Below are 2036 nucleotides of genomic sequence, written 5' to 3'. Positions count from 1 at the left end.
GTCGGATTCGAAGACCATGTCGAACAATTCCCCGGCATAGGCGAACTGCGATTCGAACTGGTCGCGCAGCTCCTCCGAGACCTCGTAGCAGCACTTTTGGATGCCCGGGCCGATGGCCGCCTGCATGCGCCGCGGATCGCTCTTAAAGCGCCGCCGCATCTCGCCGACGCCCTTCTCCACGATGCGCGCCAGCGTGCCTCGCCAGCCGGCATGGAAGACCCCCACCGAGCGGTGCTCCGGGTCCACCACCACCACCGGCAGGCAGTCGGCGGTCTGGACGGCGAGCAGCAGCCCGGGCTGGTCGGTGATCAGGCCGTCGCCGGCGGGGCGCTCTTTGGGCGCTCGCGTGATGTGGTGGATGGTGGCCGAGTGCACCTGCCGCAGCGTGACCAGGGGCCAGGGCCGCCCGCGCTTGTCCACGGCCTTGAGTTCCTTTAGGAAGGCGGCGCGATTGCGCTCGACCGCCTTGGGCGAATCCTGCTTGGTGAATCCCAGGTTGAGCGCCCCGCCGCCGTAGGCGCGGGAGAATCCTCCCCGCCGCGTGCTGAATCCGTGCACCAGCCAGGCGAGCCGCGCCAGCTTCTCCGCGCGCAGGATCTCCACGCCCGTCTTGCGCGGGCGCTTACCTGTTGTGCTTGGTGTCTTGGTTCCCACCGTTTGGGATTGTACCGGATGCTCAGCGCACCCAGGCGCGCACCAGGGCCGGCTTCCCGTCCTTCTTCCCAAGAAAGGTGTAGCCTCCGCCCGCCGAGAAGCAGAAGGACACATTACTCAGCTCAGGACCGGGGACGTATTCGGCCTGGACCACGCCGGTGGAGGGATCGAAGGTGCGGAACATGACCTCGATGCCCGTCCGCTTGCCGAAGTTGGGCTTGACAAAGGTGACGGAGAGGACCCCGTGGGACAACTGAATGGAGTCCGCGTTGAACTCCGCCGCCGGCGAGGAAGCCGGGATGCTTCGCACCAGCTTTCCCAGCGGCGAGATCACCAGCACCTCCGGTCCGCGCAACAGGTAGGCGTTGCCGTCCTCACCCATGGCCACGGAATCTTGGGGAATGCTTCCCTGGACCAGCGTTCCCTTCTTCGACCATGTCGTCTCCTCGAACTTGGCTGCCGCCTTTCCGGTCAGCCCCACCTCCCCCACCAGCGCACCGCTGTTCTGGAGGAGCAGGAGGCGCCGCTGGCCGCGCAGCGCTTCGGTCGCGTGCGGGTCGTAGTGCCCCGAGACCAGGATGTCCCCGCTCCCAAAGACCGCGAACTTCTCCACCCAGAAGTTCGCCGGCAGATCGAGATGGGTCTTCGAGGAGACCTCGCCGTCGGAGGCGTAGCTCACCAGGAAGTAATCCACGACGGTGGCGTTGCCGTCATAGGTGAGGGTGTAGAAGCCTCCGGTGCTGCTGACCGTGAACTCGCCCATGCGAAACTCCCTGCCGGCGTCCTCGGTGTCGATGGGCGGCGCAAACTCCGCCAGCTTCCGGCCCTCGGGAGAGAACTTCCAGACGGGGTTCTTGTCCATGCGCAGCACCAGCGCCGGCCGCAGGTACATGTTACCCTCGGCGTCGCAGAGCACCGGGCCGACGGAATCAAAGTCCCAATGGATCTCGCGGGCATCCACCTGCTGCAGCACCAGCCTGGGGATGTCCGGCGACGCCGGCGGCGCTTGCGCCAGCAGAGAGGGGCCGACTCCCGCGCCCAGGGCCAAGGCCAGCAGCACCCCGCATAGCCACTTCATACACGCATGCTTGCGCTTGGCACGGCGGTTGTCAAGAAGGCCTGCCGTTGCCGCCCGGCGTCGCCCTCCGCCAGGGTTCTCGAACCTCGGCAGGCATCCGACCGCGGTCGGTTCTTTGTTAAGATATGACCTGGTTGGGACGGTGGACTCTGCTTCCCCATGCCAACCACCACCCCCGGAGGCGCCCCGTGTTCAAAGACCTGTTCCGCAGGAAGCGAGAGCCGGAGCACGTCACCATCACGGTGGCGGTGCTGTGCAAGTTCTGGTCTGAGGACGGCGTGTGGAACGGCGCCGCCGCCGATCT

2 protein-coding genes are annotated in these 2036 nt (G+C 66.5%); both read right to left on the bottom strand.

The features are described from left to right. Positions 1-603: polyphenol oxidase family protein (locus VEG08_15690; GenBank protein ID HXZ29438.1), on the bottom strand; the 603-nt coding region annotated here is incomplete at its 3' end. Between the two features lie 73 nt (positions 604-676). Beyond that, entirely contained in the window at positions 677-1732 is a 1056-nt protein-coding gene (locus VEG08_15685; protein HXZ29437.1) for a hypothetical protein, read from the bottom strand. Positions 1733-2036: the final 304 nt, after the last annotated feature.

It is taken from the genome of Terriglobales bacterium (assembly GCA_035624475.1).
Lineage (GTDB): Bacteria > Acidobacteriota > Terriglobia > Terriglobales > Acidobacteriaceae > DASPRL01.
This window is presented reverse-complemented; position numbering and strand designations above follow the sequence as displayed.